Raw genomic sequence first — 25,544 nt, forward strand, 5'->3', positions numbered from 1 at the left:
GATCAGCCGCGCGCGATAACCGCTGCGTCAGCTTCGACCTTCTCGGCCGCTTTCTCGCGGATCAGCTTTTCCAGCTCGTCCACCAGATTGTCATTCGTCAGTTTCTGCGACGGCTTGCCGTCGATGTAAATCAGGTTTGGCGTGCCGCCGGTCAAGCCGATATGGGCTTCCTTGGCTTCGCCGGGGCCGTTGACCACGCAACCGATCACCGCGACATCCAGCGGCACCAGCAGGTCTTCAAGGCGCCCTTCCAGCTCGTTCATGGTCTTGACCACATCGAAGTTCTGCCGCGAGCAGCTCGGGCAGGCGATGAAGTTGATGCCACGGGAACGCAGATGCAAAGACTTGAGAATGTCGTAACCGACCTTCACTTCCTCGACCGGGTCGGCCGCCAGCGAGATGCGGATAGTATCGCCAATCCCCTCGGCGAGCAGCATACCTAGGCCCACGGCGGATTTCACTGTACCGGAGCGCAATCCGCCGGCTTCGGTGATGCCCAGGTGCAGCGGCTGGACGATTTCCTTGGCCAGCAGACGGTAGGCTTCAACGGCCATGAACACGTCGGAAGCCTTCACGCTGACCTTGAAGTCCTGGAAATTCAGGCGTTCGAGGTGTTCGACGTGACGCAGGGCGGACTCGACCAGCGCGGCCGGGGTCGGCTCGCCGTATTTCTTTTGCAGGTCTTTTTCCAGGGAACCGGCGTTGACGCCGATGCGGATCGGGATCCCGCGGTCACGGGCGGCATCGACCACCGCACGCACGCGGTCTTCGCGACCGATGTTGCCCGGGTTGATGCGCAGGCAGTCCACACCCAGTTCGGCCACGCGCAAAGCGATCTTGTAGTCGAAATGGATGTCGGCAACCAACGGCACCTTGACCAGTTGCTTGATCTTGCCGAACGCCTCGGCGGCGTCCATGTCCGGTACCGACACGCGGACGATGTCGACGCCGGCGGCTTCCAGACGGTTGATCTGTGCGACGGTGGCAGCGACGTCATTGGTGTCGCTGTTGGTCATGCTCTGCACAGCGATAGGGGCATCGCCGCCCACAGGCACGTTACCGACCCAGATCTTGCGCGATTCGCGACGTTTGATTGGAGATTCGCCGTGCATGACTTATTGACCCAACTTCAGGCGAGCGGTCTCGCCACTGGTGAACGGAGCGACATCGACCGGCTGGCCGTTGTAGCTGACCTGCGCGCCACGGGCAACGCCCAGACGCACGGCAAACGGAGGCTTGCCGACGACAGACAGGCTGTCGCCCTTACGCTTGAGGCCGCTGTACAGCACTTTGCCGCTGCCATCGGTCACTTGAGTCCAGCAATCGGCGATGAACTGCACTTGAACCTGGCCTTGACCTGCGGCCGGAACAACGGGCGCTGTCGGCGCGGGTGCAGCGACGGCCGGGGCTGCCGGGGCAGTGACGGTCGGTGCAGGCGTGGCCGGAGCGGCTGGCGCAGGATTCGCTGGAGCAGCAACCACAGGCGCTGGCGTATGAGCCGGTGCAGCCGGAGTAGCGGCTGGCGCAGCAGGTGCCGGAGCAACCGGTGCGGTGGCTGGAGCCGTGGCCTCGGTCTCGGCGCCGGTCGATTCAGCCGTGGATTCCGATTGAGGCAGTGCCAGAGCGGTCGAGCCCTCGGCTTCGCCTTCCGCGACGGCCTGGTCTTCCGGCTCGTCGAGCGGATGAATCTGGGTGGTGCCGTCGGCGCCTTCGACTTCGACGTGCTCCGGTGCCAGGCCAATCAGGTCCTTGGTGCGCTGCGAAGTCTGATCCTGCCACCAGACGAATCCACCGCCGATGACCGCAATCAGCAGCAACAGGCTGACGATACGCAAAATGGTGTGGGAAACCCGTACCGGCTCTTCGATACGGCCCAGAGCGTGGACGTTGCTGCCCTGGGAATCGGTGCCGGTAGACTGATCGAATTGCTGGACCAGAACGGTCTGATCCATGCCGAGCAATTTGGCGTAGGCGCGAATGTAACCGCGAGCGAAGGTATGCCCGGGCAACTTGTCGAATGCGCCGGCTTCAAGATTGCTCAGGGAAGTCACGGTGAGGTTGAGCTTGAGGGCCACTTCGGCCAGCGACCAGCCATTGCTTTCGCGGGCCTGGCGCAGGGTCTCACCGGGGTTAACGCGATTCGCTGCTACAACTTCGGGATGCGCCGCTTTCATCATTGCTCCGACAGGTATTGCTGATATTCCGGCGTACCGGGATAGAGTCGTTTTAATTGCAGGCCCGCACTGGCGGCCTTGTCGCGATCTTCAAATACTTTTGCCAACCGAACGGCGAGCAACAGACTACGTGCATTTTGCTCGGAGAGCTGGCTGAAACGGTCGTAATAGTCACGCGCGGGCACATAATGCCTGTCTTCGAATGACAACTCAGCCATTTCCAGCAATGCCCGTGGCTGCTGACGGTTCAAACGCAGCGCTTTTTCCAGCTGCTGCTGCGCCAGATCACGCTGCCCAAGCTTCGCCGCCGTCATGCCGAGGTTCTCGAACACCCGCGAACGCTCAGGATACAGGGTATCGGCGGCCGCCTGTTCAAAACGCTCGTAGGCTTCCTTGTAACGCTGTTCTTCGTAGAGAAAACTGCCGTAGTTGTTAAGGATGCGCGCATCGGCGGGACGGGAGGACAAGGCTTTGCGGAAGTGTTCGTCAGCAAGCGCAGGTTCCATTTCAGCCTGGAACACCAGCCCCAGCGCGGCATTGGCGTCGGGATCCGAACCGTCCAGCTCCAGGGCCTTCTTCAGTGGAACCTTGGCCCGCTCGGTCATGCCCTGCTGCAAGTATCCCAGCCCCAGCTGCACGTAGGCAGCCCGCGCTTCGTCACGGCCCTTGCTGGTCTTCATCGGGTTGTAATCACCCGACAGGACACAACCAGCACACAGGCTGGCCAACAGCAACAGCAGCGCAAAGCGCAGGGACATAGAGATCCTCTCTTAGTTAGTGTTCGCGGCGTTCTGTGCCAGATCGCTGTCGGCGCTCAATTCGCGGACGGCGATGTAACGTTCGCTGCGACGGGTGCGATCCAGCACCTGCCCTACCAATTGACCACAAGCCGCGTCGATGTCTTCACCACGGGTGGTGCGCACGGTGACGTTGAAACCGGCCTGGTGAAGCTGATCCTGGAACCGGCGGATGGCGTTGTTGCTCGGCCGCTCGTACCCGGAATGCGGGAACGGGTTGAACGGAATCAGGTTGATCTTGCATGGAATGTTCTTCAGCAGCTCGATCATTTCCACGGCGTGTTCAAGCTTGTCGTTGACGTCCTTGAGCAAGGTGTACTCGATGGTCAGCACGCGCTTCTCGCCCAGTTCGGACATGTAGCGCTGGCACGACTCGAGCAGCATCTTAAGCGGATATTTCTTGTTGATCGGCACCAATTGGTTACGCAATGCGTCATTCGGTGCGTGCAGGGACAACGCCAGGGATACGTCGATGTGCTTGGCCAGCTCATCGATCATCGGCACCACACCCGACGTGGACAGGGTCACGCGGCGCTTGGAGATCCCGTAGCCCAGGTCATCCATCATCAGATGCATGGCGGCCACGACGTTGTCGAAGTTCAGCAGCGGTTCGCCCATGCCCATCATCACCACGTTGGTGATGGCGCGGTCGATGGTAGCCGGAACACTGCCGAAGGATTTGTTGGCAATCCACACCTGACCGATGACTTCGGCGGCGGTGAGGTTGCTGTTGAAGCCTTGCTTGCCGGTGGAGCAGAAACTGCAGTCCAGGGCACAGCCTGCCTGGGACGAAACGCACAGAGTGCCGCGTTTGCCCTGGGGAATGTAAACGGTCTCGACGCAGCTGCCGGACGCCACGCGCACCACCCACTTGCGGGTGCCGTCGCTGGAAATGTCCTCGCTGACCACTTCGGGACCACGGACCTCAGCAACAGCCTTGAGCTTTTCGCGCAAGGCCTTGCTGACGTTCGTCATGGCGTCGAAATCATCGACGCCAAAGTGGTGAATCCATTTCATTACCTGACCGGCACGGAAACGCTTCTCCCCGATTGAGTCGAAGAATTTTTCCATTTCCGGCTGGGTCAGACCCAGCAGGTTGGTTTTAACAGTCGATGTCGTCATGGATTCACCTTCACTCTTAAGCCAATGCTTAGCGAGTGGTTACTTCAGTAGCTGCGAAGAAGTAAGCGATTTCGCGAGCAGCAGCGGCTTCGGAGTCCGAACCGTGAACGGCGTTGGCGTCGATCGATTCAGCGAAGTCAGCACGGATGGTGCCTGGAGCAGCTTCTTTAGGGTTGGTAGCGCCCATCAGCTCACGGTTGCGAGCGATGGCGTTTTCGCCTTCCAGAACCTGAACAACAACAGGACCCGAAGTCATGAAGGCAACCAGGTCGCCGAAGAAACCACGAGCGCTGTGCTCAGCGTAGAAGCCTTCGGCTTCGGCTTTGGACAGTTGCTTCAGTTTCGAAGCTACAACGCGCAGGCCGGCTTTTTCGAAACGAGTGGTGATCTCGCCGATCACGTTTTTAGCAACGGCGTCAGGCTTGATGATGGAGAAAGTACGTTGAACAGCCATGGTGTAACTCCAGAAACGGTAATTTGCGAAAAATTAAACCCGCGAATTATACGCGGGTTCTTGGGTATTGCCTAACCTGCGAGGACGATCAGTCTATTTCATCATTCCAGAGCTGCTGAACCGCTTCCAACACCTTCTCGCCGACACGGCCAGAGTTGTTGTCGAAGTCAGGCAGCTCCATGATCCATCGCTGCAGGTCGACGAAATTGACAGAAAACGGATCTACACCCGGCTTGGCTTCCGCCAGCTCTTCTGCAATACGTTGAACATCATTCCAACCGTAGCTCATGACAGTCTTACCAGTCAGTGCGGCGCTTCGGCCGCATGGTTAAGCGAATATTTCGGAATTTCTACGGTGATGTCTTCTTCACCGACGATCGCCTGACAAGCCAGGCGCGACTGGGCTTCCAGACCCCAGGCACGATCAAGGAAATCTTCCTCCAACTCGTCAGCTTCTTCCAGCGAGTCAAAACCCTCGCGGATGATGCAGTGACAAGTGGTGCAGGCGCAGACGCCGCCGCAGGCGCTTTCCATCTCGATGTGGTGTTCGTGAGCCAGTTCGAGGATCGACGTGCCAGGCGCAGCGTCAACGACCATGCCTTCAGGGCAGAACTTCTCGTGGGGCAGAAAAATGACCTGCGGCATCAGATATCCTCGATTTCATTCAGATTGCGCCCCGACAGAGCGGCTTTCACCGTCTGATCCATACGACGGGCTGCAAAAGCATCGGTCACTTGCGACAGACGCTTGGTCTGCTGCTCGATGGCGTAGCCATCGGTGCCTTTCATCAGTTCGGTCAGTTCCTGCACCTGCAGATCGATGACCATGCGCTCTTCGGCGTCGAGCAAACGCTCGCCATCCGCCTCAAGAGCGCCCTGCACCGCTTCGATCAGGCGCTGAGCATCGACTTGCTGCTCGCGAAGAACGCGGGCGACCTTGTCGTCATTGGCGTGCTGGAACGAATCTTTCAGCATCTTGGCGATTTCGCCGTCGGTCAGGCCATAGGACGGCTTGACCTGAATGCTTGCCTCGACGCCCGAACCCAGTTCACGGGCAGAGACGCTGAGCAAGCCGTCGGCATCGACCTGGAAGGTCACGCGAATTTTCGCCGCACCGGCCACCATCGCCGGGATGCCGCGCAATTCGAAGCGAGCCAGAGAGCGGCAATCGCTGATCAGCTCACGCTCGCCCTGCAATACGTGGATCGCCATGGCCGACTGGCCATCTTTATAAGTGGTGAAGTCCTGGGCGCGAGCGACGGGGATGGTGGTGTTACGCGGAATCACCTTCTCCATCAGGCCGCCCATGGTTTCCAGCCCCAGGGACAGCGGAATCACGTCGAGCAGCAACAGTTCGCCGCCATCGCGCTTGTTGCCAGCCAGCGTATCGGCCTGGATCGCGGCACCGATGGCCACCACTTGATCCGGGTCGATTTCGGTCAGCGGCTGACGACCGAAGGCTTCGGCGACGGCTTCACGAACACGCGGAACGCGGGTCGAACCACCGACCATGACCACGGCGTGCACGCCTTCCAGCTCGACGCCGGAATCGCGGACGGCGCGGCGGCAGGCTTTCAGGCTGCGGGCGACCATTGGCTCAATCAGCGCATCGAAGGCTTCGCGGGTCAGTTGCGCTTTCCAGTCACCGTAGGCAACTTCAACACTGTCAGAGTCCGTCAGGGCTTCTTTGGCGGCGCAGGCGGTTTGAAGCAGGCTGCGTTGTGCGCCCGGATCGAGGTCGGCGGACAAACCGGCGCTCTCGATGATCCAGCCGGCAATCGCATGATCGAAATCATCGCCACCCAGCGCACTGTCGCCGCCAGTGGCCAGCACTTCGAAGACACCGCCAGTCAGGCGCAGAATCGAAATATCGAATGTGCCGCCGCCCAGGTCATAAATCGCGACCAGGCCTTCGGCATGTTGATCCAGACCGTATGCCACCGCCGCAGCGGTCGGCTCGTTGAGCAGACGCAACACGTTCAGACCGGCGAGTTTCGCCGCGTCCTTGGTAGCCTGGCGCTGAGCATCGTCGAAATACGCCGGAACGGTGATCACCGCGCCCACCAGCTCACCGCCAAGGGTGGCTTCAGCGCGCTGACGCAATACTTTCAGGATATCGGCGGAGACTTCGACCGGGCTTTTCGGCCCCTGCACGGTGTCGATGAAGGGCATGTGCGATTCGCCACCGACAAAGCGGTACGGCAGTTGATCGCCCAATTGCTTGACGTCGGACAGACCACGCCCCATCAGGCGCTTGACCGACAGCACGGTGTTCAGGGGATCGGAGGATGCAGCCAGTTTGGCTGACTCGCCGACTTCGACGCGATCGGCGTGGTAACGCACGGCGGAAGGCAGGATGACCCGCCCTTCGGCATCGGCCAGCGGCTCGGAAAGACCACTGCGCAACGCAGCGACCAGCGAATTGGTAGTACCCAAGTCGATCCCCACAGCCAGACGACGCTGGTGCGGTTGAGGACTTTGGCCGGGTTCGGCGATCTGCAGTAGGGCCATCGTGATCAGGACTTATCTGTATATCAGGCGTGCGACCGGAGCGGCACTGGGTTAATCGTCGAGGCGCTCTTCTAACTGGCGCACTTCGTAGGTGAGCTTGTCGAGGAACTGCATGCGCCGCATCAGGCGTTCGGCCTGTTCGCGCTGCGCTGCATCATCCCAACAGGCTGCGAAGCTTTCGTTGAGCTCTTCCTGGGCGGTTTTCAGGCGACGCTTGAACGCCGCGACACCGTCCAGATCGGCACTGTCCTGCAGATCTTCGAGCTCTTCGCGCCATTGCATCTGCTGCAAAAGAAACTCGGGATCGTGGACGGTGACTTCCATCGGCACTTCATGCCCGCTAATGGCCAGCAGGTAGCGTGCACGCTGGGCCGGACACTTGAGCGTCTGATAGGCATCGTTGAGCCGCGCAGACTGCTCGAGCGCCGACCGCTGCTCGCGCTCGGAAGCATCGGCAAAGCGGTCAGGGTGAACGCCGCGCGCCAGCTCGCGATAGCGCGTGGCCAACTGATCGAGATCCAGACGAAAGCCCGGTTGCAGCTCGAATAAAGCGAAATGACAAGGAATACCCACGACAAGCCTCAGATGTTGAAGCTTTCGCCGCAGCCACATTCACCGCGTACGTTGGGGTTGTTGAACTTGAAGCCTTCGTTCAACCCTTCCTTGACGAAGTCGAGCTCGGTGCCGTCGAGGTAGGCCAGGCTCTTCGGGTCGATGATCACTTTTTCGCCGTGACTCTCGAACACCTGATCTTCTGCAACCACCTCGTCGACAAACTCCAGCACGTAGGCAAGGCCGGAACAGCCCGTGGTGCGAACACCCAGACGAATCCCTTCACCCTTGCCGCGCCCGTCGAGGGAGCGCCGCACGTGTCGAGCAGCCGCTTCTGTCATGCTGATAGCCATCGTTGACTCCTTACTCGTCGCCAAATCTTGAAAGTCAGATCAAGCCTTTCTTCTGCTTGTAATCGCGAACGGCCGCCTTGATGGCGTCTTCAGCGAGAACCGAGCAGTGGATTTTTACTGGCGGCAGGGCCAGTTCTTCGGCCAGCTGAGTGTTCTTGATGGTTTCAGCTTCGTCCAGGGTCTTGCCCTTCATCCACTCGGTAGCGAGGGAGCTGGAGGCGATAGCCGAACCGCAGCCGTAGGTCTTGAACTTGGCGTCTTCGATAACGCCCTGATCGTTGACCTTGATTTGCAGACGCATCACGTCGCCGCACGCCGGAGCGCCGACCATGCCGGTGCCGACATCAGGATCTTCCGCGTTCATCTTGCCGACGTTGCGCGGGTTTTCGTAGTGGTCGATGACCTTTTCGCTGTAAGCCATGATTCTCAATCCTCACTCATCAGGGCCGCTCTTGAGACCCTGCAACTGCGCTGCGTAAACCGCCGCGTCGCTACAGGATCTGTATCCGGCGGCTTCTATATTTAGTGTGCCGCCCACTCGATCTTCGAGATATCGACGCCGTCTTTGTACATGTCCCACAGCGGCGACAGAGCGCGCAGCTTGGTAACGGCCTCGCAGACTTTCTGCGCGGCGTAGTCGATTTCTTCTTCGGTGGTGAAACGGCCGAAGGTGAAACGGATCGAGCTGTGTGCCAGTTCGTCGTTGCGGCCCAGGGCGCGCAGTACGTACGAAGGCTCAAGCGACGCCGAGGTGCAGGCCGAACCGGACGAAACCGCCAGATCCTTGAGCGCCATGATCAGCGACTCGCCTTCAACGTAGTTGAAGCTCAGGTTCAGGTTGTGCGGAACGCGGGCGGTCAGGCTGCCGTTGACGTACAGCTCTTCCAGGTGCTCGACCTGCTTGTAGAAACGGTCGCTCAACGCCTTGATGCGGACGTTTTCGGCAGCCATGTCTTCCTTGGCCACACGGAACGCTTCGCCCATGCCGACGATCTGGTGAGTCGCCAGGGTGCCGGAACGCATGCCACGTTCGTGACCGCCGCCGTGCATGGTCGCTTCGATGCGCACACGCGGCTTGCGGCTGACGTACAGCGCGCCGATGCCTTTAGGGCCGTAGGTCTTGTGGGCGGAGAACGACATCATGTCGACTTTCAGTTTCTGCAGGTCGATTTCGACCTTGCCGGTGGACTGAGCGGCGTCGACGTGGAACAGGATGCCCTTCGAACGAAGCAGCTCGCCGATGGCGGCGATGTCGTTGACGGTGCCGATTTCGTTGTTCACGTGCATTACGGACACCAGGATGGTGTCTTCGCGCAGCGCGGCTTCGATCATGGCCGGGGTGATCAGGCCATCCTCGGTCGGATCGAGGTAGGTGACTTCGAAACCTTCACGCTCCAGTTGGCGCATGGTGTCGAGGACAGCCTTGTGTTCGATCTTGGAGGTAATCAGGTGCTTGCCCTTGGAGGCATAGAAATGTGCCGCACCCTTGATTGCCAGGTTGTCGGACTCGGTGGCACCGGAGGTCCAGACGATTTCACGCGGGTCGGCGTTGACCAGATCGGCCACCTGACGACGGGCGTTTTCGACGGACTCTTCGGCTTTCCAGCCGAACACGTGGGAACGGGACGCCGGGTTACCGAAGTTTCCGTCGACCAGCAGGCATTCACTCATTTTTTGCGCAACGCGCGGATCGACCGGGGTGGTCGCAGAGTAATCAAGGTAAATCGGCAATTTCATGGACTATCTCCTAAATCAGGCTGGCTGGCGTGCCGCTAGCTCTCTGGCTGTCATTCGACGGCGGACGCTTCAATCTTGTCCAGGCGCGGCGCCTTGCCATTGCAACGACGCTGATCCTGACGCTGGGCCACTTCCTGCACCTCACGGCGAGTTACGAGGTCGGCCAAGCTGATACCGCTGAGAAATTCGTGAATCTGCAGGCTCAGGTCGCACCACAGGTGATGGGTCAGGCAGGTGTCACCGGAGTGGCAGTCGCCCTGGCCCTGGCATTTTGTTGCATCGACCGATTCGTTCACCGCATCGATCACCTGAGCCACCTGGATGCCCTGCATGTCGCGGGACAACTGGTAGCCACCGCCCGGACCGCGAACACTGGAAACCAGGTTGCTGCGGCGCAGCTTGGCGAAAAGCTGTTCGAGATAGGACAGGGAGATGCCTTGGCGCTCGGAGATATCGGCCAGGGACACCGGCCCGTGTTGCGCGTGCAACGCCAGGTCAAGCATGGCGGTCACGGCGTATCGGCCTTTTGTAGTCAGTCGCATGGACAATTACCACGGAGTTCGGAATGGGCGGGAGTATGCAATTCCCGAGCATTTAAGTCAACTATAAGACCTAGTGCTTTAGTCGGGTTTACCCGCAAAAGAGCGCGCGAATGATAGCAGGGTCTGCGGCCTAATGGCACACCGGTCGGCAGCAGCCCTGCAAGTGCGTCAGTGGAGCTTGGATTCGTCCTTGCCCTTGACGCAGGCGAAGTCTTCTTCACGCAGCTCGGGCAGATCTTTCGCACAATAATTACTGCCCAGATCCTTCAGCGCGCCGCACATTCCCTCCAGACGTCCGTCCACCGCTTGCAGGTGATCGAGCAACTGGCCGATGGCGCGCGCCACCGGATCGGGCATGTCTTCACTGACGCCGTAGGCATCGAAGCCGATCTTCTCGGCCATCGCCTTGCGCTTGGCGTCAGCCTCGTCATCGGACTTGACGATGATCCGGCCCGGAATCCCCACCACAGTGGCGCCCGGTGGCACTTCCTTGGTAACCACGGCGTTGGACCCGACCTTGGCGCCGGCCCCCACAGTGAACGGACCGAGCACCTTCGCGCCCGCCCCCACCACAACGCCATCGCCGAGGGTTGGGTGACGCTTGCCCTTGTTCCAGCTGGTACCACCCAGGGTGACGCCCTGGTAGATCGTCACGTCATCGCCGATTTCAGCGGTTTCGCCGATTACGATGCCCATGCCGTGGTCGATAAAGAAGCGTCGACCGACCTTGGCACCCGGATGGATCTCGATCCCGGTCAGCCAGCGACCAAAGTTCGACACCAGCCGCGCCAGCCATTTCAGATCATTGCGCCAGAGCATGCCGGCCAGTCGATGAATCCAGATTGCATGCATGCCGGGGTAGCAGGTCAGGACTTCAAAAGCGTTACGCGCCGCCGGGTCTCGGTGGAATACGCTCTGGATATCTTCACGCAAACGCTCGAACATCATTAATCCTTCCGCTTAAGGAGCTCGCCACGGGCCGCTTTCTGGGTTTCCGTGAGGATGCCACGCAAAATATTCATTTCCGCCCGGCTGACCGAGCTGCGTCCGTACAACCGGCGCAGGCGCGCCATCAAGTGCCGCGGCTTTTCCGGATCGAGGAATTCGATGGCCACCAGGGTCTGCTCCAGGTGCTCATAGAACCGCTCCAGCTCATCCATGGTCGCAAGCTCTGCGCTTTTCACGGAGGCCACTTCTTCCTTCTCGATCTTGCTCGGCTGGCCTTGTGCAGCCAGCCACGCCATGCGCACTTCATAACTCAACACCTGCACCGCCGCCCCGAGGTTCAGCGAGCTGAATTCAGGATCGGAGGGGATGTGCACGTGATAGTGACATCGCTGCAGCTCGTCGTTGGTCAGGCCGGAATCTTCACGACCGAACACCAGCGCGATCTCCGCGCCCTGCCCGGCCTCCTCGACCACTTTGGTCCCGCACTCGCGCGGATCCAGCAATGGCCAGGGAATGCGCCGGTCACGGGCACTGGTGCCGAGCACCAGATTGCAACCAACCAGGGCGTCTTCCAAGGTGGCGACGACTTGCGCGTTTTCAAGGATGTCACCGGCACCCGAAGCGCGGGCATCGGCTTCGTGATGCGGAAAGACGCGCGGATCAACCAGCACCAAGCGCGACAGGCCCATGTTTTTCATGGCGCGCGCGGTCCCGCCGATGTTTCCCGGATGGCTGGTGTTGACCAGGACGACACGAATATTTTGCAGCACGGCGGGCGCTCTCGGACTCGGCAAAGGGGTGCAAATCTTACAGAACAGCCTACCGTTAAGCTATGAAAGCGAACAGCGACCTTCACCTGAAGAAAAGTTCTGATAGAATGCGCGGCTTTCTTTAACAACCTTAGGTGACACATCCATGCAGCCCATGCTGAATATCGCGCTGCGCGCCGCCCGCAGCGCCAGTGAACTGATCTTCCGCTCCATCGAGCGCCTGGATACCATCAAGGTCGACGAAAAAGACGCCAAGGATTACGTATCCGAGGTCGATCGCGCCGCCGAACAGAAAATCATCGACGCCCTGCGCAAGGCTTACCCGAATCACTCGATCATGGGTGAAGAGACCGGCCTGCACGCCGGCACCGGCATCGAAGGCGAAGAATACCTGTGGATCATCGATCCGCTGGACGGCACCACCAACTTCCTGCGCGGCATTCCTCACTTCGCTGTCAGCATTGCCTGCAAATACCGTGGTCGCCTGGAGCACGCCGTTGTTCTGGATCCGGTTCGCCAGGAAGAATTCACCGCCAGCCGTGGTCGCGGCGCTCAACTGAACGGTCGTCGCCTGCGTGTCAGCGGTCGCACCAGCCTGGATGGCGCTCTGCTCGGTACCGGTTTCCCTTTCCGTGACGACCAGATGGACAACCTCGACAACTACCTGGGCATGTTCCGCGCCCTGGTTGGCCAGACTGCCGGCATCCGCCGCGCCGGTTCGGCAAGCCTGGATCTGGCTTACGTGGCCGCCGGCCGTTTCGACGCGTTCTGGGAGTCGGGTCTGTCCGAGTGGGACATGGCTGCTGGCGCCCTGCTGATTCAGGAAGCAGGCGGCCTGGTGAGCGACTTCACCGGCGGTCACGACTTCCTTGAAAAAGGCCACGTCGTTGCCGGCAACACCAAATGCTTCAAGGCAGTTCTGACGGCGATCCAGCCGCACCTGCCGGCCTCGCTGAAGCGCTAAGCGCTTCGCGAAACCAAAAAAACACCCTTCGGGGTGTTTTTTTATGGGCATGAAAAAGCACCCCGAAGGGTGCTTTTCTTATAAGCCATCAACCAGTCACTGGCCCGGCTCGTTCTGCGACAGGATCAGCTTGCCTTCCTTGTCGACCGGAATCTGGTTGCCCGGATCACGATCCATCCGCACCTTGCCTTCCTTGCCGTCCAGCGAATACCGGACGTCATAGCCCACGACCTTGTCGCTGATGTCATTCACCGTGTTACAGCGAGTCTGAGTCGTGGTGTAGGTATCACGCTCCTGCATACCCTCCTGAACCTTGTTACCGGCGTAACCACCACCGACCGCACCGGCCACCGTGGCAATCTTCTTGCCGGTGCCGCCGCCGATCTGGTTACCCAGCAGACCACCTGCCAGCGCACCGACCACGGTGCCGGCAATCTGGTGTTGATCTTTCACCGGCGCCTGCCGGGTCACTGTCACATCCTTGCACACTTCACGTGGAGTCTTGATCTGTGTTTTGACCGGTTCTACGGCCAGCACTTGCGCATACTCAGGGCCGCTTTTAACCAGGCTGTAGGTGGCAACAGCACCCCCGGCAGTCACACCGACAGCACCCAATACCGCACCAACCAGCAACGACTTGTTCACATGAACCTCCTGACCATCACATGCGGGACGCGCCCGCGCTTCTCCCAGCCTTGGAGCAAAAAAAAAGACGCGAGTTCAACTCGCGTCTTTTTTGACTGACAACCGGGAAAACGATGGCCGTTATGGACGGTCGTCGACTTCCTTCTCGGTGTTGACCGGCGGAATCAGGTCTTCCGTCGACAGGTTCAGCCAGATCAGCACCACGTTGGCGATGTAGATCGACGAGTAGGTACCCGCCAGAACACCCACCAGCAGCGCCAGGGAGAAGCCGTACAGGTTGTCACCGCCGAAGAACAGCAGTGCCGCGATCGCCAGCAAGGTCGAAACCGAGGTCGCGATGGTCCGCAGCAGGGTCTGGGTGGTCGAGATGTTGATGTTCTCGATCAACGTAGCCTTGCGCAGTACGCGGAAGTTCTCACGCACCCGGTCGAACACGACGATGGTGTCGTTGAGCGAGTAACCGATGATCGCCAGTACCGCCGCCAGCACCGTCAGGTCGAAGGTGATCTGGAAGAACGACAGGATACCCACGGTCACGATCACGTCGTGAATCAGCGACACGATAGCGCCGACCGCAAACTTCCACTGAAAGCGGAAAGCCAGGTAGATCAGGATGCCACCGAGCGCCAGCAGCATGCCCATGCCGCCCTGGTCACGCAGCTCTTCACCGACCTGCGGGCCGACGAACTCGACGCGCTTGACGGTCGCCGGGTTGTCGCCGCCGACCTTCTGCAGCGCTTCCGCCACCTGATGGCCCAGCTGCGGGTCTTCACCCGGCATGCGCACCAGCAGATCGGTGGTCGCGCCGAAGTTCTGCACGACGGCTTCGTGATAACCGGAAGAAACCAGTTGCTCGCGCACCTTGGTGACATCGGCCGGACGCTCGTAGGTCAGCTCGATGAGCGTACCGCCGGTGAAGTCCAGACCCCAGTTCATGCCCTTGTGGAACACACTGAAGATTGCCAGCAAGGTCAGAAATACAGTGACGCCGAACGCAAAGTTGCGGACGCCCATGAAGTTGATTGTACGTAACATGGCAGCCCCTTAAATCCACAACTTCTTGAAGTCACGACCGCCGAAGATCAGGTTGACCATCGCGCGGGTGACCATGATGGCCGTGAACATCGAAGTCAGAACCCCGAGGGACATGGTTACTGCAAAGCCCTTCACCGGGCCGGTGCCCATGGCGAAGAGGATGCCGCCGACCAGCAAGGTGGTCAGGTTGGCGTCGAGAATCGCAGTGAATGCCCGACCGAAGCCTTCGTTGATTGCACGCTGCACGGTCATGCCGGCGGCGATCTCTTCACGAATCCGCGAGAAGATCAGTACGTTGGCGTCGACCGCCATACCCATGGTCAACACGATACCGGCGATACCCGGCAAGGTCAGCGTGGCGCCCAGCAGCGACATCAGCGCCAGCAGCAGCACCATGTTCACCGCCAGAGCAACGGTGGCGATCAGGCCGAAGAAACGGTAGATGGCGATGATGAACAGCGAGACGAACAGCATGCCCCACAGCGATGCATCGATACCCTTGGTGATGTTGTCCGCACCCAGGCTCGGGCCGATGGTGCGTTCTTCAGCGAAGTACATCGGAGCAGCCAGACCACCGGCACGCAGCAGCAGCGCCAGTTCGGACGACTCGCCCTGGCCGTTCAGGCCGGTGATACGGAACTGCGCACCCAGCGGCGACTGAATGGTCGCCAGGCTGATGATCTTCTTCTCTTCCTTGAAGGTCTGCACCGCGACGTCTTTCTCGACGCCATCGACCACTTGCTTGGTGTAAGTGGTGACCGGGCGCTGCTCGATGAAGATCACCGCCATGCTGCGACCGACGTTGCTACGGGTTGCGCGGCTCATCAGCTCGCCACCGTGGCCATCCAGACGAATGTTCACTTCAGGCGTGCCGTGCTCGCCGAAACCGGCCTTGGCGTCAGTCACCTGGTCACCGGTGATGATCAGGCCACGCTCGATCTGGGCAGGAGGACGCTTGCCTTCGCGGAACTCGAAGGTTTCGGAAGTGGCTTTCGAGGCACCCGGCTCAGCAGCCAGACGGAACTCGAGGTTGGCCGTCTTGCCGAGGATACGCTTGGCTTCGGCAGTGTCCTGCACGCCCGGCAGCTCAACCACGATACGGTTGGCGCCCTGACGCTGGACGATCGGTTCGGCAACACCCAGCTCGTTGACGCGGTTACGTACCGTGGTCAAGTTCTGCTTGATGGAGTATTCACGGATTTCCGCCAGCTTGGCCGGGGTCATCGCCAGACGCAGCACCGGTTGACCGTTGAGGTCGGCCGGAACAATGTCGAAATCGTTGAAATTCTTGCGGATCAGCGCACGGGCCTGTTCGCGGGAATCAGCATCGCTGAAGCCCAGCTGAATGGCGCCATTGAGTTGCGGCAGGCTGCGATAACGCAGTTTCTCCTTGCGCAAAAGGCTCTTGACGTCGCCTTCGTAGACTTTCAGGCGGGCATCGAGAGCTTTGTCCATGTCCACTTCCAGCAGGAAGTGCACACCACCGGACAAGTCCAGACCCAGCTTCATCGGGTGCGCGGCCACGCTGCGCAACCATTGCGGGGTGGTTTGTGCCAGGTTCAGCGCGACGACGTAGTCATCACCCAATGCCTTGCGGACAACGTCCTTGGCCGGCAGCTGGTCTTCAGCCTTGGTCAGACGGATCAGACCGCCCTTGCCGTTCGCAGCCAGGCTCGAAGCCTTGACGTTGATCCCGGATTCCTTGAGCGCGGTGCTCACGCGATCCAGATCGGCCTGATTGACCTGCAGGGCCGTGCTGGCGCCGCTGATCTGAATGGCCGGGTCATCGGGGTATAGATTCGGAGCGGAATAAATCAGACCGATCGCCAGCACCGCCAGGATCAGAATGTATTTCCACAGAGGATATTTGTTCAGCATCACGCCGCCCGTTATGAACGCGGGGCGCCTTGCGCGCCCCGTCGATTGAGTAGAAGTTGGAACCTTAGATCGCTTTCAGCGTGCCTTTTGGCAGCGTGGCGGCGATGGCGCCCTTCTGGAACTTCATTTCCACGGTGTCGGAAACTTCCAGAACCACGAAGTCATCGGCCACTTTGGTGATCTTGCCGGCAATGCCGCCGGTGGTGACCACTTCGTCGCCCTTCTGCAGGCTGCTCAGCAGGTTCTTCTGCTCTTTGGCGCGCTTGGCCTGTGGACGCCAGATCATCAGGTAGAAGATGACCAGGAAGCCGACCAGGAAAATCCACTCGAAGCCGCCGCCCATAGGCGCTGCAGCCGGTGCAGCCGCGTCAGCCATGGCATTAGAGATAAAAAAGCTCATTTAGCACTCCAGTTGCAAATGTTGAATCTTGGGGTCAGAAAACTCAGTCCAAAGGCGGAACGGGAAGCCCGCGTTTGGCGTAGAAGGCATCGACAAAGGCGGCCAATGTACCCTGTTGAATAGCCTCGCGCAAACCAGCCATCAGCACCTGATAATGGCGCAAATTGTGGATGGTATTGAGCATGCTGCCGAGCATTTCGCCGCACTTGTCCAGATGATGCAGATAAGCGCGGGAGAAGTTCTGGCAGGTATAGCAATCGCAGGTCGGATCCAGCGGCGAATCATCATGGCGATGGAACGCGTTACGGATCTTCAGCACGCCTGTATCAATGAACAGATGCCCGTTGCGGGCATTACGGGTTGGCATCACGCAATCGAACATGTCCACACCGCGGCGCACACCCTCAACCAGATCTTCCGGTTTGCCAACGCCCATAAGGTAACGAGGTTTGTCAGCCGGCATCATGCCCGGCAGGTAGTCCAGCACCTTGATCATTTCATGCTTGGGCTCGCCCACCGACAGACCACCGATGGCCAGGCCGTCGAAACCGATCTTGTCCAGGCCTTCCAGCGAGCGCATGCGCAAGTCCTGGTGCATGCCGCCCTGAACGATGCCGAACAGCGCCGCCGTGTTGTCGCCATGGGCATTCTTCGAACGCTGGGCCCAGCGCAGCGACAGCTCCATGGACACACGGGCCACGTCTTCGTCAGCCGGGTAGGGGGTGCATTCGTCGAAGATCATCACGATGTCCGAGCCCAGATCACGCTGGACCTGCATCGACTCTTCCGGCCCCATAAACACTTTCGAGCCGTCGACCGGGGAGGCGAAGGTCACGCCCTCCTCCTTGATCTTGCGCATGGCGCCGAGGCTGAACACCTGGAAACCGCCGGAGTCGGTCAGGATCGGACCTTTCCACTGCATGAAATCGTGCAGGTCGCCGTGTTCCTTGATCACTTCGGTACCCGGGCGCAGCCACAGGTGGAAGGTGTTGCCCAGAATGATCTCCGCACCCGTGGCGACGATGTCACGCGGCAACATGCCCTTGACCGTGCCGTAGGTGCCCACCGGCATGAAGGCCGGGGTCTCGACGGTGCCACGAGGGAAGGTCAGACGACCACGACGAGCCTTGCCATCGGTGGCAAGCAACTCGAACGACATACGACAGGTGCGACTCATACTGTTTCCTCTGGGCCGCGCGGCGCGGGATTACGGGTGATGAACATCGCATCACCGTAGCTGAAAAAGCGGTATCCGTTATCGACCGCGGCTTTGTAGGCAGCCATGGTTTCCGGATAACCGGCGAATGCCGAAACCAGCATCAACAGCGTGGATTCGGGCAAATGGAAATTGGTGACCAGGGCATCGACCACGTGGAACGGCCGGCCCGGGAAGATAAAGATGTCGGTGTCGCCGCTGAACGGCTTGAGCACGCCATCGCGGGCGGCGCTTTCCAGCGAACGCACGCTGGTGGTGCCGACAGCGATGACTCGACCGCCGCGCTCACGGCAAGCGGCGACTGCATCGACCACGTCCTGACCGACTTCCAGCCACTCGGTGTGCATGTGGTGATCTTCGATCTTCTCGACGCGCACCGGCTGGAACGTGCCGGCGCCGACGTGCAGCGTGACGAACGCAGTCTCGACACCCTTGGCGGCGATCGCTTCCATCAGCGTCTGATCGAAATGCAGCCCGGCGGTCGGCGCCGCCACCGCGCCGAGTTTCTCGGCATACACGGTCTGATAGCGCTCGCGATCCGAACCTTCGTCCGGGCGGTCTATATAAGGAGGCAACGGCATGTGGCCGACGCGATCAAGCAGCGGCAGCACTTCTTCGGCAAACCCCAGCTCGAACAGCGCATCGTGACGCGCCAGCATCTCGGCTTCGCCGCCGCCGTCGATCAGGATCTTCGAACCCGGCTTCGGCGACTTGCTGGAACGCACATGGGCCAGCACGCGGTGGGTATCGAGCACGCGTTCGATGAGGATTTCCAGCTTGCCGCCGGACTCCTTCTGCCCGAACAGGCGCGCCGGAATCACCCGGGTATTGTTGAACACCATCAGATCGCCGGGGCGCAAATGCTCCAGCAGATCAGTGAATTGACGGTGTGCCAGGGCGCCGCTGACCCCATCCAGGGTCAACAGGCGACTACCGCGACGCTCGGCCAAAGGATGGCGGGCAATCAGCGAATCAGGAAGCTCGAAGGTAAAGTCAGCAACGCGCATGATGGGGTTCGTCTAGCAGGGCCGGAAAGTCTAGCGGAAATATCGAAAATTGACCATGAAACGTGATTGACCAACGGTAGGCACCTCTCTATACTTCGCCGCCATTGAGCCCTGATGGCGGAATTGGTAGACGCGGCGGATTCAAAATCCGTTTTCGAAAGGAGTGGGAGTTCGAGTCTCCCTCGGGGCACCAAAATTAAGAAAGGTCTTGCTTAGCAAGGCCTTTTTTTTCGTCTGTCGGAAAGTGCCGCTGGCCCTCCGGCGAGATCTCACACAGGTTCACCCCATGGAAACGTCACTGGAAACCGTCGCCCTGTTCTCCCTGAAACTCGCGTACGAGGAAGAAGGCTTGAGCCCGATTCTGCGAGATGACATGGTCATGGGCGACTATCAGAAAGACGTGTTCGAATTGCTGGTGCGCCGGGGTGATGTCGAGACGATCCAGTTCAAGATGAACGAGTGCCTGGCGCTGGCGATGGATGCGTTGGGTGGCGTCGAGAAACCGTTGGGGCGGGAACTGCACAAGTTGTCGACGGACTTCAGTCAGGCGCAGTCGCTTGAGCAGCTGGATCAGCCGCTCCTCGCGCTCAAGGGTTATTTGAAAGATATCCTTTAACGCCGTGCATTACGATCAGTCGCTTTTTATGAGTCCTCCACCGACGCGCCAATCAACCGGTTGACAAAAAAACGGAAAAGAACGCGTGACCGCTGAACCATTGAGTTCAACGTATTTCACTTGCAGAAAACAGTTTTCCTTCATATGAAGTCTGGCCCTGAGAACCTCATTGATTTCAGGTGGAATAACAGACGGAATTACACTTCCGTTAAAAGCCTTCACTACGTAAGCTTTTCCTGGGTTTATCAACTTACCTTTCAAGTCGTCATCCAGAATATGCCATGTGCTTAACCCTTCTTCGGTTGTGGTTTTTATTTCGACACCCGCAAGGCCAGCCGGCTTGGTCCCAACATTGGCGAGCATAAAAGTAGTGTTATAGGAATCACCCTTTAGAAACGACACCTTGATATCCGCGACTTGAGAATCGAACAAACGCTTAACGGGCTCAGCTGCCCAGATGGAAATCACCGTTAACAAAAGGCTTGAAATGACCACAGGGCCAGCAACCCAGCGTCGCCAGCCTTGCAGTGCACCACAGTGGTGACACTTGGTCGCATCCTTATTCACTACTTCTCTGCACGCCACACACCATTGTTTATCTTTATTCACTAAACACCTAAATTTACCCTCTTGCTCAATTTGCTCATCGCGGCATAACGATACATCCACCGTCTCTGTGGTGGCCAATATGGCAACCTAGGAGGAAAATCCTGCTGGTGCACACTCTTTTGCCACCTTGCCGCTCTCCGCTCAAGTGGTGAAAACGCCGAGAAGAATGGAATCTGTTTTCGCTAACCTTGCCGGGCCGGGTAGCAGCTTGATCGTCACATCGCACAGCAGTGGTGCTCGCCGACGTGTTCGACCTTAATAACCCGAAGAGCCTAGCGAACAGCATCATTGTGCTGATGGAAGCTTCAGAGACAGACCACATTTAGAAAAGGTGGTCTTTACCTTAACGACACGGAAGAACAACGTGCGGAAAAGGCGGTCCGAAAACTCTCAGAAGCGCTTGCAAAAGCAACCCGTGACAAGCTTGCAACTGCAACTGCAACTGCAACTGCAACGCAAGCTTTGGATGATGAAGTGAAGAAGCTTGAAGCAATGATTGCAGAGAGTAACCAGACCTTGAAAGATCTGCGACACCAGCAGCTACGTGCAGCACGGTTCATGTGGGCCGATCGCCTAGACAAGGCAGCTCAGGACTTCGCCGCCATCGCAGCACACCTGCACGCAACGGAAAAGGCGATGGGGCGTTCGAGCTCTCTAACTGACCTCTACGTACCACTGCATGTACCGTTCGGACCGAGGTAAATCAATGTAGATACGGTCACTGCGAAGGCAGGTGCAATCTCCATTGAGCAACTGATCGCCGCTTGATTGCCCGCGTCGCGACTATCAGTCGTGACGCTCCTCCCCCTAAACCGGAACATCACTCGCGGAACACCAAACGTGTTCCGCGTAACTGGTGTTCCGTTTATCGCATTTGGTGTTCCACCTCTGAAAGCCTTTATTTACTTGGCGTCTAGCGTTTCTGGAACACATGGAACACCGCGTTTTCGCTACCTATGGATTAGCCCCTCGCCCCTTTCCACGGCGTGAACCTTCAGCGCGAACGGACGCGACGGATCGCTCCAGATCCGCCGATCTGATGTGTCCGACTCCTCCCAGGCGAAGGAGTCGTACTGTCAGATTTTACGGGTCCTCCCTAAGGGGGGCCCCCTACACGGGTTATCAGACTCGCAGGTTTGCTCTAGCTGAAATTTTTCAAGGGATGTCCGTCTTTCTTACTGGCTGAACCAGTCAACCTGATTCATAGGTTAAAGAACATTCCCCCTGTAGGCAGACCCTTTTCGGTATCCGTTCCCTCATACCTGATACCGTTCTGTCAGCGCGAAAATCATGCTGAGAGCAATAAATCGTGGAAAGATTTTTTGTTCTAGCTAGCACGGATGCCTAGACTCAAGTGTGATTGAGCCGTGGAATAATTTGCTGGCATCGAAGGTCTGTGCATCTCACCCACATCCCCTATTGTTGACTGCGACACTATAGTAGTAGAGTTCTATAACTTCATCGGGAGTGCCAACAGAATGGATATCCAAGTAGACACTATTCGGATCAGTGGTTTTAGGGGACTTCAGAACATTGAAGTTCTACTTCCAAAAGTTGCCGTTTTGATTGGCACGAACAACTCGGGGAAGACGTCAATTATCAAGGCCTTCCAGCTAGCATTAGGCGATTATTCTCGATATGTCGCTGACGAAGACCTTTTTATCGCCAGAGACCAGACTAGAGCCAATTCCATCTTAGTAGATGTAAGAGTCATCGCTATAGATAAAGATGGTGATAGAGCCCAGAAATTCTCTAATGAGTGGGCTGAGCACCTAGGCGATAACATCCAGTCCGAAGCAGACGGAAAGCAATTTCTCGCTATAAGAACTAGGAGTAGCCCTAACGCTATTAAGGGCGGATTTGAGACTTTGAGAAGCACACTGGATCGTTGGCCAAACCTAGCTAACTGGACAACTGAAAAAGTTCGCGAATCAAGACTTGGCAATAAGAAATTCAATATACCATTAATCCCAATTGACGCTCAGCGTGACATCCACCTTGAGCTACGAGACAAATCCTCATTCATCGGCAAGGTATTATCGAATATCAGCTATGACGAAAAGGATATCGCAACTCTAGAGGGAATAATCAAAACAGCAAATGACGAAGCGGTTTCTAAAAGCCCAGAACTTCAAAACTTAAAAAAACATCTTGAAGGATTAAGCCAATCCTTCAGCAGCTCTGGAAGCGCAGAAATCACTCCTCTTCCCAAGAAAATACGGGATCTTTCCAAGCACTTCTCAATTCATTTTGGGGAGTCGGCCTCGAATTCGTTCTCCATGGAATACCATGGAATGGGAACGCGCAGCTGGGCTTCAATGTTGACTGTTAAATCCTTCTTAGACATGACAGCAGAGAAGCATATCAGCGAAGCAGAACCTTTCCTTCCAATACTGGCGGCAGAAGAGCCAGAGGCACACCTTCATCCTAATGCGCAAAAAACCCTTTACTCACAATTAGCAGACTCAAAGCGCCAAGTAATAGTCAGCACTCACTCGCCCTATCTTGCGGCCATGTGTAGCCAAGAGAATCTCAGACACATCAGGCGTGTCGGAGATGATGTTCACGTTGATATGCTGCGAGCAGACCTAGATGATGAAGGCAAAAGAAGGCTCCAAAGGGAAGTTATACATTCACGAGGAGAACTATTATTCTCTAACGCAATTATCTTATGTGAAGGAGAGACGGAAGAGCAGGCGCTTCCAATCTTGTTCAAAAAATATTTCAACTATGACCCGTTTGCTCTTGGCATAACGTTTATAGGGGTCGGTGGATCCGGAAAAAAATACCTACCTTTTTTGACATTCGCTAAAGACTTCTCGATTCCAGCTTTTATTTTTAGCGATGGAGAAGCAGCAGCCATTAAAAGCCTACAAAAACACTATTCAGACATTCACCCTGGAACGGACATCTGCAACAATGACAATATTACAGTACTCGATGGAACTGATTTTGAAGGCTACTTACTGAGCAACGGCTACCATGACTTGATTGAAAAAACCATTTTAGATGCAGATGGAGAAAACTTCATTGACGATTGGATTAAAACCAGAGATGGGGCATTGTTAGGCAGAAAGAAAACCAATCGACCTCCCTGTAAAGAATGTGGACAGCCTATATTTGAAGATCAATTAAGAGACTACAAAGCAGAGGGAGGCCTCACCCGTGCTATCCTTGAAATCTTGGATTCCAATAAAACAAGATATGCTCCGATGATCGCTCAGGCTTTATGTAAACTAGATAACAAAAATTTACCTCCAAAGGTCATCGATTTTTTTGAAAAGATTCAGAAAGGATGGGCCGTGCTATGAATCTCTCCTCGAGTCAATCGCAGATAATACTAGCTCCTCTAGATTGTGCTATTCAGGTGCTTGCCTCAGCAGGCTCAGGAAAGACCAGGGTACTCACGGAGCGCGTTAGGCATATCATAACCTCCACTAGAAAAGATCGAGTGATTGCACTGACCTTCACTAACAAGGCTGCGGAGGAGATGCTGCACCGTCTCTCAGATTTAGATGAATCTGAAGAAAGGTGCTGGATATCCACAATACACTCAGTGGCCCAAAGAGTAGTTAGCCAATATGGTCACACTATTGGTCTTCCAGTTGATCTTCAAATCTTCGAGCGCGACCAGGATAGAAAAGCGATATTTCTTCAATCCTTGCGCGATAGCGGGATTGATATCGACAGCTTTTTAGAAGTTGACGACGCAAACCTTAGAAAAAACAGATCGCAAATCATCCAAAATTATATGGATAGTTTTTCAATCATAAAAAGGGAATTATTAACTGAAGATGAAGTTAAATCTCGATACCCCGAAGAAGGATTCTGGGCGACCTTCAATGGCTACCAGCAAACCTTAATAGAAAGCGGTGGTATAGATTTTGATGATATTCTCGTATATGCCCACCGCATACTCATGGAACAGCCTTGGTGCGCAGAAATCTATAGAACACAATTCAAACACATACTTGTAGACGAAGCTCAAGATCTTAACACTGCTCAATATGAATTCATAAAAGCACTTTGTGGAGAAGGTATCAAAAGCGTCTTCATGGTAGGCGACCCTAATCAAATGATTTACGGATTCAACGGTTCGTCGCATAAATTTCTTTGCGATTTTTTTGTCCGCGACTTCTCCCCAAATTGTTACACACTTACTGAAAACTACAGAAGTTCTCAGGCGGTCGTTGCACTCGCAAATAAATTAAAACCAGGCTCTCAAGTGGTCACAAATTTCGCATTAAAGGGAGACCAAAAAATCGCGGCGCTTGAGGATGAGAACGCTGAAGCAGAATGGATTTGCCAAGGTATAAAAAATATCCTTGCGTTGGGCCAACACTCAGAAATCGAAGGACGAATAACATTAAGAAACATGGTCGTCATTGGCAGAAATCGGTTTGTTTTTTTGACACTTGAAGAGAAGCTGAAAGCCAACTCTATAGCTTATTCCTTAAAGAAAGGTGAGCGTAGCGCGGAGCCTAATTCTACATTCGGAAAAGTTTTAGATTTAGGACTACGCCTAAAGTTAAACCCCAAAGACTGGGTTGACGGAAAAAAGCTTTGTTCAGCGCTCAAAGTAGACCATCCGGCTACTTGGGGTGACGAAGACGTTCTGATTGAACTTTCCAGAAAGGCTCGTTCAGCCGAAATACCTTTTCCAGACCTGCAGGCAGATCTTCTGGAAGAAATCCACAAATTGAAACTTGACGACCCCAGCATTCCAAAACTTCATATTTCTTTCGAGAGAAAGCTAATAGAGCTCGGCAAACAAGACACTCCAGAAAGGGATGAGGAAGTAGAAATATCACTCCTCGAGATAAATGAATTCAGAGAATGTTGGACCGTCTTCAAGAAAAAAGGGCTTGGCGAGTCGTTGCTAGCCTTCAGAAACGCAATGGCCTTAGGGCAACTCGCCGGGGAGTATGACCCTAAGGGTTTGACTTTAAGCACGGTTCACACAATGAAAGGCTTAGAGAAGGATATCGTGTTTTTGATGGGCATGTGCGAAGGAGTGTTTCCGGATTATCGTGCAAAACTACCGCATGAGATTGATGAGGAGCGAAACAGTGCGTTCGTCGCAGTGACGAGATCCAGAAGATGGATATATATAACTTACCCACAGAAAAAGAAAATGCCGTGGGGTGATATAAAGGCTCAGCGAGTTTCCAGATTTGTAACCCAGATGATGAATTAGCCGCACCTAAAACAAGCG

The 25,544-nt window shown here is 56.7% G+C and carries 26 protein-coding genes and 1 tRNA gene; 5 read left to right on the top strand and 22 right to left on the bottom strand.

Translation table 11 applies throughout. From position 1 onward, the window contains the following. Window positions 1-2 precede the first annotated feature (2 nt). From ispG to trmJ, 15 genes are all read right to left on the bottom strand, one after another. Window positions 3-1,112, bottom strand: a complete 1,110-nt coding sequence (gene ispG, locus GQX66_RS07250) for a flavodoxin-dependent (E)-4-hydroxy-3-methylbut-2-enyl-diphosphate synthase (RefSeq protein WP_007956680.1) — start codon at window positions 1,110-1,112, stop codon at window positions 3-5. 3 nt (window positions 1,113-1,115) lie between these two features. Continuing rightward, complete coding sequence (locus GQX66_RS07255) at window positions 1,116-2,174, bottom strand: RodZ domain-containing protein (RefSeq protein ID WP_240867793.1); 1,059 nt, start codon at window positions 2,172-2,174, stop codon at window positions 1,116-1,118. Further along, window positions 2,174-2,932 carry a type IV pilus biogenesis/stability protein PilW gene (gene pilW / locus GQX66_RS07260; protein WP_007956682.1) on the bottom strand — a complete coding sequence of 253 codons (759 nt, stop codon included), beginning with the start codon at window positions 2,930-2,932 and terminating at the stop codon, window positions 2,174-2,176. Before pilW ends, GQX66_RS07255 begins: the two co-directional genes overlap by 1 nt. A gap of 12 nt (window positions 2,933-2,944) precedes the next feature. Continuing rightward, window positions 2,945-4,093 carry a 23S rRNA (adenine(2503)-C(2))-methyltransferase RlmN gene (gene rlmN / locus GQX66_RS07265; RefSeq protein WP_007956683.1) on the bottom strand — a complete coding sequence of 383 codons (1,149 nt, stop codon included), beginning with the start codon at window positions 4,091-4,093 and terminating at the stop codon, window positions 2,945-2,947. Between the two features lie 28 nt (window positions 4,094-4,121). Continuing rightward, a complete protein-coding gene (ndk, locus tag GQX66_RS07270; RefSeq protein ID WP_085745314.1) occupies window positions 4,122-4,547 on the bottom strand; it encodes a nucleoside-diphosphate kinase in 426 nt (141 codons plus the stop codon). A gap of 88 nt (window positions 4,548-4,635) precedes the next feature. Beyond that, on the bottom strand, window positions 4,636-4,836 hold the full coding sequence (gene iscX, locus GQX66_RS07275) for a Fe-S cluster assembly protein IscX (protein ID WP_085684618.1): 201 nt from the start codon (window positions 4,834-4,836) through the stop codon (window positions 4,636-4,638). Between the two features lie 14 nt (window positions 4,837-4,850). Next, the gene (gene fdx, locus GQX66_RS07280) at window positions 4,851-5,192 is read right to left on the bottom strand and encodes an ISC system 2Fe-2S type ferredoxin (RefSeq protein ID WP_007956685.1); all 342 of its coding nucleotides are present in this window, start codon (window positions 5,190-5,192) and stop codon (window positions 4,851-4,853) included. Next, on the bottom strand, window positions 5,192-7,057 hold the full coding sequence (gene hscA, locus GQX66_RS07285) for a Fe-S protein assembly chaperone HscA (RefSeq protein ID WP_240867796.1): 1,866 nt from the start codon (window positions 7,055-7,057) through the stop codon (window positions 5,192-5,194). Before hscA ends, fdx begins: the two co-directional genes overlap by 1 nt. 51 nt (window positions 7,058-7,108) lie before the next feature. Next, window positions 7,109-7,630 carry a co-chaperone HscB gene (gene hscB, locus GQX66_RS07290; protein ID WP_240867799.1) on the bottom strand — a complete coding sequence of 174 codons (522 nt, stop codon included), beginning with the start codon at window positions 7,628-7,630 and terminating at the stop codon, window positions 7,109-7,111. 8 nt (window positions 7,631-7,638) lie between these two features. Then, window positions 7,639-7,962: an iron-sulfur cluster assembly protein IscA gene (gene iscA, locus GQX66_RS07295; RefSeq protein ID WP_003227904.1), complete on the bottom strand. Its 324-nt coding sequence runs from the start codon at window positions 7,960-7,962 to the stop codon at window positions 7,639-7,641. Between the two features lie 34 nt (window positions 7,963-7,996). After that, complete coding sequence (iscU, locus tag GQX66_RS07300; RefSeq protein WP_003227907.1) at window positions 7,997-8,383, bottom strand: Fe-S cluster assembly scaffold IscU; 387 nt, start codon at window positions 8,381-8,383, stop codon at window positions 7,997-7,999. 101 nt (window positions 8,384-8,484) lie between these two features. After that, window positions 8,485-9,699, bottom strand: a complete 1,215-nt coding sequence (locus GQX66_RS07305; RefSeq protein ID WP_007956689.1) for an IscS subfamily cysteine desulfurase — start codon at window positions 9,697-9,699, stop codon at window positions 8,485-8,487. Between the two features lie 50 nt (window positions 9,700-9,749). Next, on the bottom strand, window positions 9,750-10,241 hold the full coding sequence (gene iscR, locus GQX66_RS07310; RefSeq protein WP_007956690.1) for a Fe-S cluster assembly transcriptional regulator IscR: 492 nt from the start codon (window positions 10,239-10,241) through the stop codon (window positions 9,750-9,752). 168 nt (window positions 10,242-10,409) lie between these two features. After that, window positions 10,410-11,186 carry a serine O-acetyltransferase gene (gene cysE / locus GQX66_RS07315; protein WP_007956691.1) on the bottom strand — a complete coding sequence of 259 codons (777 nt, stop codon included), beginning with the start codon at window positions 11,184-11,186 and terminating at the stop codon, window positions 10,410-10,412. Window positions 11,187-11,188: 2 nt separating this feature from the next. Continuing rightward, the gene (gene trmJ, locus GQX66_RS07320; RefSeq protein ID WP_108563185.1) at window positions 11,189-11,959 is read right to left on the bottom strand and encodes a tRNA (cytosine(32)/uridine(32)-2'-O)-methyltransferase TrmJ; all 771 of its coding nucleotides are present in this window, start codon (window positions 11,957-11,959) and stop codon (window positions 11,189-11,191) included. Window positions 11,960-12,104: 145 nt separating this feature from the next. On the opposite strand from trmJ, the gene suhB reads away from it, so the two are divergent. Next, complete coding sequence (gene suhB / locus GQX66_RS07325) at window positions 12,105-12,923, top strand: inositol-phosphate phosphatase (protein WP_007941397.1); 819 nt, start codon at window positions 12,105-12,107, stop codon at window positions 12,921-12,923. 96 nt (window positions 12,924-13,019) lie between these two features. On the opposite strand, the gene GQX66_RS07330 is transcribed toward suhB, so the two are convergent. The 6 genes from GQX66_RS07330 to queA form a co-directional block, all read right to left on the bottom strand. Continuing rightward, window positions 13,020-13,568, bottom strand: coding sequence for a glycine zipper 2TM domain-containing protein (locus GQX66_RS07330; RefSeq protein WP_007956693.1), 549 nt, complete (start codon window positions 13,566-13,568; stop codon window positions 13,020-13,022). A gap of 120 nt (window positions 13,569-13,688) precedes the next feature. Further along, window positions 13,689-14,603: a protein translocase subunit SecF gene (secF, locus tag GQX66_RS07335; RefSeq protein ID WP_007956694.1), complete on the bottom strand. Its 915-nt coding sequence runs from the start codon at window positions 14,601-14,603 to the stop codon at window positions 13,689-13,691. 9 nt (window positions 14,604-14,612) lie between these two features. Next, window positions 14,613-16,481: a protein translocase subunit SecD gene (gene secD, locus GQX66_RS07340; protein ID WP_007956695.1), complete on the bottom strand. Its 1,869-nt coding sequence runs from the start codon at window positions 16,479-16,481 to the stop codon at window positions 14,613-14,615. A gap of 64 nt (window positions 16,482-16,545) precedes the next feature. Next, window positions 16,546-16,881, bottom strand: coding sequence for a preprotein translocase subunit YajC (gene yajC / locus GQX66_RS07345; protein ID WP_007956696.1), 336 nt, complete (start codon window positions 16,879-16,881; stop codon window positions 16,546-16,548). A 43-nt stretch (window positions 16,882-16,924) separates the two neighbouring features. Continuing rightward, window positions 16,925-18,040 (bottom strand): tRNA guanosine(34) transglycosylase Tgt, encoded by a 1,116-nt coding sequence (gene tgt / locus GQX66_RS07350; RefSeq protein WP_161794909.1) that lies wholly within the window; start codon window positions 18,038-18,040, stop codon window positions 16,925-16,927. Between the two features lie 14 nt (window positions 18,041-18,054). Further along, window positions 18,055-19,104: a tRNA preQ1(34) S-adenosylmethionine ribosyltransferase-isomerase QueA gene (gene queA, locus GQX66_RS07355; RefSeq protein WP_240867804.1), complete on the bottom strand. Its 1,050-nt coding sequence runs from the start codon at window positions 19,102-19,104 to the stop codon at window positions 18,055-18,057. A 108-nt stretch (window positions 19,105-19,212) separates the two neighbouring features. Between queA and GQX66_RS07360 the strand changes: the two genes are divergently transcribed. Both GQX66_RS07360 and GQX66_RS07365 read left to right on the top strand, forming a co-directional pair. Further along, window positions 19,213-19,297, top strand: a tRNA-Leu gene (locus GQX66_RS07360). Between the two features lie 93 nt (window positions 19,298-19,390). Beyond that, the gene (locus GQX66_RS07365; protein ID WP_007956700.1) at window positions 19,391-19,720 is read left to right on the top strand and encodes a hypothetical protein; all 330 of its coding nucleotides are present in this window, start codon (window positions 19,391-19,393) and stop codon (window positions 19,718-19,720) included. Window positions 19,721-19,735: 15 nt separating this feature from the next. Here GQX66_RS07365 and GQX66_RS07370 read toward each other — a convergent pair whose 3' ends face one another. Then, the gene (locus GQX66_RS07370; RefSeq protein WP_240867807.1) at window positions 19,736-20,407 is read right to left on the bottom strand and encodes a hypothetical protein; all 672 of its coding nucleotides are present in this window, start codon (window positions 20,405-20,407) and stop codon (window positions 19,736-19,738) included. 1,400 nt (window positions 20,408-21,807) lie between these two features. Between GQX66_RS07370 and GQX66_RS07375 the strand changes: the two genes are divergently transcribed. Further along, complete coding sequence (locus GQX66_RS07375) at window positions 21,808-23,640, top strand: AAA family ATPase (RefSeq protein WP_240867811.1); 1,833 nt, start codon at window positions 21,808-21,810, stop codon at window positions 23,638-23,640. Continuing rightward, on the top strand, window positions 23,637-25,526 hold the full coding sequence (locus tag GQX66_RS07380; protein ID WP_240867814.1) for an ATP-dependent helicase: 1,890 nt from the start codon (window positions 23,637-23,639) through the stop codon (window positions 25,524-25,526). Before GQX66_RS07375 ends, GQX66_RS07380 begins: the two co-directional genes overlap by 4 nt. Window positions 25,527-25,544 lie beyond the last annotated feature (18 nt).

This window comes from Pseudomonas sp. B707 (assembly GCF_022496685.1).
In the GTDB taxonomy this organism is placed as follows: domain Bacteria; phylum Pseudomonadota; class Gammaproteobacteria; order Pseudomonadales; family Pseudomonadaceae; genus Aquipseudomonas; species Aquipseudomonas paraglycinae.